Raw genomic sequence first — 9187 nt, 5'->3', positions numbered from 1 at the left:
AAAACAATGAGCGTCGACAATATTAGATTTAGCAGTAAAATGACTGTCACATGATTTACAATAAAATCTTTGTTTTTGAAGTTCTAAATAAGCGGGCATTTCCATAATTTTAAGTAAAGTAATCGTTGAGGTTTTCTTACCATTTTTTACTATTGAGAAATTTTCATTTTTAGTTGAACAATTTTCACAATGTATAGGTTGATAAGTGAGCTCGGCATAGTAAAATAAGCTCATTCGTCCTTTATGTTTTTTCTCAATCACTTCATCTGAAAAATTTAGATTTTTATCTTTAATTCTTAATGTATTTAATATAGACTTACACATAGGCGCATTACCTTTCTTTTTTATTTTGTTTGGTAGCTAATAATTATAGAGGTAATTGTGCCATTTTTGTATTCAAACATAAAAATTGGACTGATGATTTTTAGTCATCAGTCCAATTTATTATAGAGCCATAAAAACGTAAAGTATAAAGGCTTAGTAACAATCTTTCAATCGTTACTAAGCCTTTATTATAATTCAAAATATAAATGATAGTGGAATTTACAACGACTATTAAAATGTGCTTGGCATTTAGGACATAGCTCTGTCATCATATAATCTTGAATAGACATTTCATGTTTACATACACCACACATAATTGCTTTTTGATCAAATTCTTGTTCTGACCATCTTTTGATAGGGTGTGTTTCGTGTTCTTCGTGACATTGATAACACGGATAATATTTATTGCAGCATTTGAATTTTATTGCTATAACATCTAAAAAAGTATGGTAATGTGTGCATCGTGTTTCATTGTCTACAAGTGAGCCATAAACCTTTGGCATCATTCATCGTCTCCCATCAACATATATAGTTGCTATTCTTCAGGATGCTCTCCAATAATACGAACTTCACGATGAAGTTCGACATCGAATTTTTCTTTCACTACTTTTTGTACGTGATGAATTAAATCTTCATAATCAGTAGCTGTTCCATTATCTACATTAACCATGAATCCTGCATGTTTTTTAGAAACTTCTACGCCACCAACGCGATAACCTTGTAAATCTGAATCTTGTATTAATTTTCCTGCAAAATGACCGGGTGGTCTTTGGAACACACTACCACATGATGGGTATTCTAGTGGTTGTTTAGACTCACGACGTTCAGTTAAGTCATCCATCTTCGCTTGAATTTCGTCTAATTTTCCTGGTTCAAGTGTAAAAGCAGCTTCAAGTACAACTAAATGTTGCTTTTGTACAATACTATTTCTGTAATCTAATTCTAATTCTTTATTAGTAAATTGAATTAAATCACCTTCTTCATTAACACAAAGCGCGTAGTCGATACAATCTTTGATTTCACCACCATATGCGCCAGCATTCATGTAAACAGCTCCTCCGACAGAACCTGGAATGCCACAAGCAAATTCTAAACCTGTTAACACATGATCTCTAGCAGCACGTGAAACATCTATAATTGCAGCACCGCTTCCAGCAATAATAGCATCATCAGAAACATTAATATGCTTTAATGATAATAAGCTAATAACAATACCACGAATGCCGCCTTCACGAATAATAATGTTTGACCCATTTCCGAGGTATGTGACCGGGACATCTTTTTCTTTAGCGTATCTTACAATAGCTTGTACATCCTCATTTTTAGTGGGAGATAAATAAAAGTCTGCATTTCCACCTGTCTCGGTGTATGTATATCGTTTTAAAGGTTCATTTACTTTAATAATATCTTCAGGTATTAAGGATTTTAAATCTTGTAAGATGTCTTCTTGCTTTAACATAAGTACATCCTTTCTTCTCTTCTATAATCTAATCTTTATTATAGCAATTTTATAGATGATTTGCGAAAACGACAACAGAATTCAGAGTTTTACAACTTTTGAAATATATCTTCAAAGTATTTCTGTTTTTGATTTTCGTATGGTCTTATATAATTAACATGTTGGATAATAGAAGTCTTTTTTTCTGAAAAGTGACGTGCTATATCTGATTGTGTTGCAAGTACTTTGTCTACTTCAATATACTGTTCGAATAAGGGTGTGTCCATTTGAATAATGTGTAGGCGAATGGTTTGTCTCAAATCAATCATATTATTGAATTTAGCCATCATAACTTTCTTCTTATAGGGGTGATGGAGACGATAAAAGCCTAAATAATTTAATCGTTTCTCATCTAGAGCTGTGATATCATGTAAATTATTTACACCAACTAAAACATCTAAAATGGGCTCAGTTGCATAATTAAAATGACTTGTGCCTCCAATATGTTGCGTGAACTTTACAGGAGAATCTAGTAAGTTGAATAATGATGTTTTGGTTGTTTGATATAATGTGTCATATTCAGATTGAGTGTCGCCATGAATAAAAGGTTGAACGGTTGAGTACATTCGTATCTCCTTTAAATTATAAGTTTTGACAAATTCTGAAATACTATAACACAAATCATTTTCAATATAAATAGCTTTAGGTATAATACGTGTTGATAGGAGTGCATTTATGAAGAAATTAGCAATACTTTCTATAATGTTGATATGTGGCATATTGCTCTCATCGTGTGGCAATCAAAGTAGCGCGGACTTAAAGGATTTTCAAACACAACTTAATAAGGTTGAAGATGAGAAGAAAGATCTAAAAACTGTAATGGACAAGATTCACTTGAAACAATTGGATCAATTGAGCAAGACGGACACCACTGATAAGAATAAAAGAGAGTTTGAAGCACTACAGAAAGATATTAACAAACACTTAATTCCTCAATTTAAAAAATATGAAAAGTCAGCTAAACAATTACCAGCTGAACATCAAGATGTTAAAGACTTAAAGAACAAGTACTTAGAAAATGTAAAACAGGAAAAACAATCTATATATGATATTAAAACCTTTGTAGATTTATGTAATAAGTCAATTAAGGCGAATGAAGATATCTTGGATTATACAAAGTTATTTGAAAGTAATCGCTCACAAGTAGAAACGCAAATTAAAAAGTCAACTAATCAAGAAGATGCCAATCAGTTAACATCTAAAATTGAAAGTAACAATCAAAATCTTAAAGAAGCTGCAAAAAAATACTTAGAAAGTGATGATACTAATTCTAAGAAAGCAATTGACGAACATATTAAACCGTTAATTGAGAAGCAAATTACAGAATTAAACCAAACCAATATTACTGATCCAAAAGTCAACAGTGCTCGCAAAAATGCGATTGAAATGTATTATAATTTACTGAATTACTATGACACGCGAGAAACTACCATTGAAATAGAGAAAAAACTTTCTAAAATTGATGTAGAAAAGTTACCGAAAACGGGTAAAGAATTAAGTAAGGATAATAGTGGCTTTTACGAAGATTTGAAAAAGTTAAAAAAGCAATAGATAGACATAGTTGATAAAATTAAAATTTTTGGTTAACAATGGACTTTGAAATGTGTATAATTGGACCCATTGAGTAGTTTATAAAGATTATAAAGAGCAACATGGGCATAAATAATTTTAGAGGTGAATAGAATGGCTATAAAGCTGAGTTCGATTGACCAGTTTGAGCAAGTACTTAAAGATAATAAATATGTATTTGTATTAAAACATAGTGATACTTGTCCAATCTCAGCAGATGCATACGATCAATTTAATAAATTTTTATATGAAAGAGATATGGATGGCTATTACTTAGTCGTTCAAGAAGAAAGAAAACTTTCTGACTATATCGCTGAAAAGACAAATGTGAAACATGAATCGCCACAAGCATTCTATTTTATTGATGGTGAAGCAACTTGGAATGCTAGTCACAGTGATATTAATGTATCTTCATTAGCTCAAGCTGAAGAATAATAACTATCAACAATTAAAAATAGTAAACGCGTTTAGGTTAAAAATAATAGTTTAGACTGCATTATAAAGTGCAGTAGCTGACAGATCTGAGAGACTGGCCACACAATGGCTTCTCAGCTCTAGTCATCCATGCAGGAGTGGGCAATGAATTCTAGATGAATTCCGTGTCACTCCTGTTTTTATTTATCTATTTGCAACAGCTATTATTATGAAAAGTAGAGACAACCCATGTATAATGTGAAAGTGAAGTCGAATGTATAACATCTAAATCAATATATAAATAAAGAAAATGGCATGAGGTGATTAACAGATGAAAATATTAGTAGCAATGGATGAATTTAACGGTATAATCTCAAGTTATCAAGCGAATCGCTTCGTTGAAGAAGCGGTAGCCAGTCAAATTGAAGATGCTGATATTGTACAAGTGCCATTATTTAATGGGCGTCATGAACTAATGGATTCGGTGTTCTTATGGCAATCAGGTACGAAATATAGAGTAAATGTGCATGATGCGGATATGAAGGAAGTCGAAACAGTTTATGGTCAAACTGAACAAGGATTAACTATAATTGAGGGGAATTTATTTGTAAAAGGACAAAAACCGGTTGAACAACGTTCAAGTTACGGTCTAGGAGAAGTAATTATAGATGCACTGAATAATGGAGCCGATAACATTGTTATTTCACTTGGTGGCATCGATAGTTTCGATGGTGGTATTGGGATGATGCAAGCTTTAGGTGCTCAATTCTATAATGATGAAGGAGAACTTCTAGATGCACGTAAAGGTGCTCAAGTGATTAAATTTATTCGTCGAATAGATTTTTCTGCAATACCTCAAAATTTCAAAGATGCACATATTAAATTGATGTCTGATTTTTCTAGTAAATTATATGGTAAGCATAGTGAAATTATGAAGACTTATGAAACACATCAAATGACACGAGAAAAAGCGGCAGAAATAGATAATTTAATTTGGTACTTCAGTGAGCTTGTTAAAAATGAAATGAAAATTGCTATGGGCCCTATCGAAAGAGGTGGCGCTGGTGGTGGTATTGCAGCATTATTAAATGGATTGTACGATGCTGAAATATTAACAAGTCATGAATTGGTTAACCAAATAACACATTTAGATGATTTAGTTTCTCAGGCGGATTTAATCATCTTTGGTGAAGGTGTTAAAGAAGAGGATCACTTACTTGAAACAACGACTTTAACGATTGCAGAATTAGCGCAAAAACATAGTAAACCTGCTATTGCTATTTGTGCGACTGATGACAAATTTGATGTCTTTGATCAGTACCATGTTACAGCAATGTTTAATACTTTCGTTGAGATGCCAGAAAGATACACAGACTTTAAAATGGGCATACAAATTCGACACTTTACTGTTCAAGCACTTAGATTATTAAAAACGACATTAAATAATGCATAAATGAATAACTAACAAAAGGCAAACCGCAATTACCTATATAAGCATGGTAATTGTGGTTTGCCTTATTCATTATGTTTATTTATGGTGATGTGTGACTTCTTGAGCAATACCAATGATGACTTGCACTGCTTTCTCCATTACATCGATAGATGCATATTCAAAAGGTCCATGGAAATTACCGCAACCTGTAAATATGTTAGGAGTTGGTAAGCCTTTAAATGATAATTGTGAACCATCTGTTCCACCACGAATAGGTGCAGTGTTTGGTTCTATACTTAAATCATTGAACACTTTTTTAGGAATATCAATAATATATGGATGTGGTTCAATCTTTTCAGCCATATTATAATATTGATCTTCTATATCTACTTTCACTGGGAAATCTTCATAATGGACATTAATATCGTCACGAATTTCTAATAATTTTTTCTTACGTAATTCGAATGATTCTCTATCATGATCACGAATGATATATTGTAACGTTGCTTTCTCAACATTACCTTCGAATTTCATCAAATGATAAAATCCCTCATAGCCTTCCGTACGTTCAGGAACTTCGCCAGCGGGTAGTAGACTATGAAATTGATGGCCTAATGAGATAGCATTGATCATGATGTCTTTAGCAGATCCTGGATGGACATTCACACCATGTGTAGTTATCTTAGCCTCAGCGGCATTAAAACTTTCAAATTGTAATTCTCCAAATTCACTGCCGTCCATTGTATAAGCGAAATCTGCATTGAAACGTTCCACATCGAATTTATGAGGACCTCGTCCAATTTCTTCGTCTGGCGTGAATGCGATACGGATTCGACCATGCTTGATTTCTGGGTGTTCTATTAAACATTTTACTGCTTCCATGATTTCGACAACTCCAGCTTTATCATCTGCACCTAACAGTGATGTGCCGTCAGTAATCATTAGCGTATGACCTACAAGTTTTTTTAATTCTGGAAAAGTTTCTTGACTCAATACTCGACCAGTATCACCTAATTTAATTGTTTTACCATCATATTGTTCTACAATTTGCGGATTCACGTTGCTGGCATTAAAATCTGGTGATGTATCAACATGTGCCAGGAATCCAACGGTAGGGACGTCGAAAGATACATTGCTTTCTAACGTCGCAAATAAATATCCATTGTCGTCGAGATCCGTTTCTAAGCCAAAACCTTCAAGTTCTTGTTGTAATAAACGCAATAAATCCCATTGCTTCTCAGTTGAAGGTGTAGTTGAAGATTCCGGATTAGATTGTGTATCGATTTTTACGTAACGTGATAATCTATCTATAAGCTGTGCTTTCATAGCAAAACATCCCCTTAGACTCTATTATTCATATTATAAGATTTTCTATATGTTTTACCTTTAATTTTATCATAATACTGCTTTATACGTGTGTAAATATAGTAGAGGATTTCTGCTACTAAAATGCCGAATGCGATTGAACCAGAAATAAGTGTAACTTCTAAGAAAGTATTCACTGCTTGCGTATAATCATTTGAGACTAGATAACGTGTTGCTTCATATGCAGTTCCACCTGGAACAAGTGGAATAATTCCGGGCACTATAAAAATGATAACAGGGTGCTTATAACGACGACTCATAACATGGCTAAGTATCCCGAGTATTAAACTTCCTATAAATGAGGCACCTACTTTTCCTAAATCCATATCTACAGTGAATTGATAAATTGTCCATGCTACAGCACCTACAAAACCACATGCTGCGAGTAGTCGCTTCGGTGCATTAAAAATAATTGAGAAGAGTACTGTAGAAATGAAACTAATAGTAAAATGGAATAAATAAAATAACATTTATAAACAGCCTTTCTTAAATAATTAGTAAAACGATGGCTACACCAGCACCGATGGCGAATGAAGTTAATGCAGCTTCCACGCCTCTAGACATTCCAGCTAATAATTCACCAGCCATTAAATCTCGAATTGCATTACAGATTAATATACCAGGTACAAGTGGCATTACACTTGAAATGGTAATGATATTTTGATTCGTGGCAATACCAAGTTTGGTAAATGTGGCTGCAATCGTGATGACGACAGCGGAAGCAACGAATTCTGAGAAGAATTTAATTTTAATAAAACGCTGTACTAAACTAAAAGTTAGAAAAGCAGCTCCACCAGCTATAACAGCAATCCAGCAGTCAGATGCTACACCGCCAAACATGAATAAAAAGAATCCGCAGGCAATTGCAGCAGCAAAAAAGTTTAGTAAAAATGAATATTGCAATGATGCTCGGCGCAAATGAATTAATTCAGATTTTGCTTCATCAATGGTTAATTCATTTCTGGAAATTTTTCTAGATAAACTATTAGTGAGTGCGATTTTTTCTAAATCTGTAGTACGTTCACGGATTCTAATAAGTCGTGTATTTGTTCGATCATTGAGTGAAAAGATAATGGCTGTTGATGTTACAAAGCTATATGTATCATGTAAACCATAACTATGAGCTATACGATTCATCGTATCTTCAACACGATAAGTTTCCGCACCAGCTTCTAGAAGAATTCTACCAGCTATTAAAACTACATCAATCACTTTATTTTCATCGATAATAGTGATTGAATCTGACATAAACGGCACCTCCGTAACATTAGATAGTTGAATTTATTTCAATAGACAATTTGAAGTGTACAACTTGCACATACAACTTGCAATAGTACGTTTAGTATTCATACCACATCTAGGCCGTTGCTAACATGAAATTAAGTATAATTACATATAAAAAGTCAACATATTTAGATAACCAGATATCTTAATAATTTGGTTAATCAATATGTTGACTTTTTTTACGTTTCTATAATTTAATGATTGGATTAAACATCACTTGATTACGACCTTCATTCTTAGCAACGTGAACCATATCATCGGCATCTTTGAAGACTTTTCGTTGTGATTTATGGTCATCTTGCGATAGGTAACCTACACCAATAGAGACAGATAATTTTATGACTTCCTTATTTGGTAAGTGGAATGAAGACTTTTCAACACCTGTTCGAATATTTTCAGCTAATTTAACGCTTTGATCCAATGAGTAATTACGAATCACAACTGAAAATTCTTCGCCACCATTACGAAAAATTTGAAACTGCTTTGGTACATAATTCTTTAATAACTGTGACATTTGTTTGAGCACAGCATCTCCAGATTTATGTGAATACGTATCATTTACATCTTTAAAACCATCTATATCAATTAATAATAAGGCAAGACTTTCATTTTTATCCTCAGCAATCTGAGATACATGATTTAAATGTCTATCAAATTCTTTTACATTACCTAGTCCAGTAAGATAGTCAAACTTATCTTCATTCTCATAGCGTGTGACTAATGAAAAGAAGTGCCACATATCAACAAATGTAATTGCAGAAGCGATGGTTAAAACGAATGAAATTGGGACTAAAAATGCGATTTCAGTAAGATCATATAGCGGACTAAAGATAGATAAAATAAGTAAAATAATAACACTAATCAAATTTAAAACGACTAAAGCTACAATGTCATTTTGTTTTAAAAAAGGTCCAACCATACTTACAATGATACCTATTACTATAAGTACTACACCATAAAGAAGTGAGTTTCCGAATGCGAACACTTCTACTAAAGCAACGATAACTGCCGATACAAGTGTATAGCCCATATTAGTAAAGCGTCCTAAAAATAACAATGGGACAAATGTTAAATGAACTAAATACTCTTGATGGAATGGAATTGGATAAGCTGCAAGTAGCAATGCAACAATCGTCATTAATACAGTGACATAGCCTTTTGAAAAGACCATTATTTTATTTTCGGAATATTGTAATCGATGAAATAAATAAATGCCAGCTACCATAACTGCAACATTATAAATGATAGATTCAATCATATTGGAATCGACTCCTTTAATTTAACCATTAGTTATTGTAAGT

At 33.0% G+C, this 9187-nt stretch carries 11 protein-coding genes; 3 read left to right on the top strand and 8 right to left on the bottom strand.

Translation table 11 applies throughout. The features are described 5' to 3' along the window. The 4 genes from BDW31_RS08240 to BDW31_RS08225 all read right to left on the bottom strand — a co-directional run. Positions 1 to 324, bottom strand: a 324-nt coding sequence (locus tag BDW31_RS08240; protein WP_181414822.1) for a transposase family protein, incomplete at its 3' end; no start/stop codon positions are given. A gap of 188 nt (positions 325 to 512) precedes the next feature. Beyond that, positions 513 to 827, bottom strand: coding sequence for a CHY zinc finger protein (locus tag BDW31_RS08235; protein ID WP_053024334.1), 315 nt, complete (start codon positions 825 to 827; stop codon positions 513 to 515). Between the two features lie 32 nt (positions 828 to 859). Next, entirely contained in the window at positions 860 to 1783 is a 924-nt protein-coding gene (gene murB, locus BDW31_RS08230) for a UDP-N-acetylmuramate dehydrogenase (RefSeq protein ID WP_037548545.1), read from the bottom strand. Positions 1784 to 1872: 89 nt separating this feature from the next. Next, positions 1873 to 2388 (bottom strand): GrpB family protein, encoded by a 516-nt coding sequence (locus tag BDW31_RS08225; protein WP_037549157.1) that lies wholly within the window; start codon positions 2386 to 2388, stop codon positions 1873 to 1875. 109 nt (positions 2389 to 2497) lie between these two features. Between BDW31_RS08225 and BDW31_RS08220 the strand changes: the two genes are divergently transcribed. The 3 genes from BDW31_RS08220 (at position 2498) to BDW31_RS08210 (ending at position 5258) form a co-directional block, all read left to right on the top strand. Then, positions 2498 to 3373, top strand: a complete 876-nt coding sequence (locus tag BDW31_RS08220) for an EMYY motif lipoprotein (RefSeq protein ID WP_110709515.1) — start codon at positions 2498 to 2500, stop codon at positions 3371 to 3373. 132 nt (positions 3374 to 3505) lie between these two features. Next, complete coding sequence (gene ytxJ / locus BDW31_RS08215; protein ID WP_011276412.1) at positions 3506 to 3826, top strand: bacillithiol system redox-active protein YtxJ; 321 nt, start codon at positions 3506 to 3508, stop codon at positions 3824 to 3826. A gap of 310 nt (positions 3827 to 4136) precedes the next feature. Then, complete coding sequence (locus BDW31_RS08210; RefSeq protein WP_053024238.1) at positions 4137 to 5258, top strand: glycerate kinase; 1122 nt, start codon at positions 4137 to 4139, stop codon at positions 5256 to 5258. A 75-nt stretch (positions 5259 to 5333) separates the two neighbouring features. Here BDW31_RS08210 and pepT read toward each other — a convergent pair whose 3' ends face one another. The 4 genes from pepT to gdpS all read right to left on the bottom strand — a co-directional run bounded on the left by pepT (position 5334) and on the right by gdpS (position 9144). After that, positions 5334 to 6563 (bottom strand): peptidase T, encoded by a 1230-nt coding sequence (gene pepT, locus BDW31_RS08205; protein ID WP_110709513.1) that lies wholly within the window; start codon positions 6561 to 6563, stop codon positions 5334 to 5336. Between the two features lie 14 nt (positions 6564 to 6577). Next, a complete protein-coding gene (locus BDW31_RS08200; RefSeq protein WP_110709511.1) occupies positions 6578 to 7072 on the bottom strand; it encodes a threonine/serine exporter family protein in 495 nt (164 codons plus the stop codon). Positions 7073 to 7088: 16 nt separating this feature from the next. Then, on the bottom strand, positions 7089 to 7850 hold the full coding sequence (locus tag BDW31_RS08195) for a threonine/serine exporter family protein (RefSeq protein WP_053024241.1): 762 nt from the start codon (positions 7848 to 7850) through the stop codon (positions 7089 to 7091). Positions 7851 to 8073: 223 nt separating this feature from the next. Further along, the gene (gdpS, locus tag BDW31_RS08190) at positions 8074 to 9144 is read right to left on the bottom strand and encodes a GGDEF domain-containing protein GdpS (RefSeq protein ID WP_053024242.1); all 1071 of its coding nucleotides are present in this window, start codon (positions 9142 to 9144) and stop codon (positions 8074 to 8076) included. Between the last annotated feature and the right edge of the window lie 43 nt (positions 9145 to 9187).

It is taken from the genome of Staphylococcus sp. AtHG25 (assembly GCF_003217445.1).
GTDB classification, from domain to species: domain Bacteria; phylum Bacillota; class Bacilli; order Staphylococcales; family Staphylococcaceae; genus Staphylococcus; species Staphylococcus haemolyticus.
This window is presented reverse-complemented; position numbering and strand designations above follow the sequence as displayed.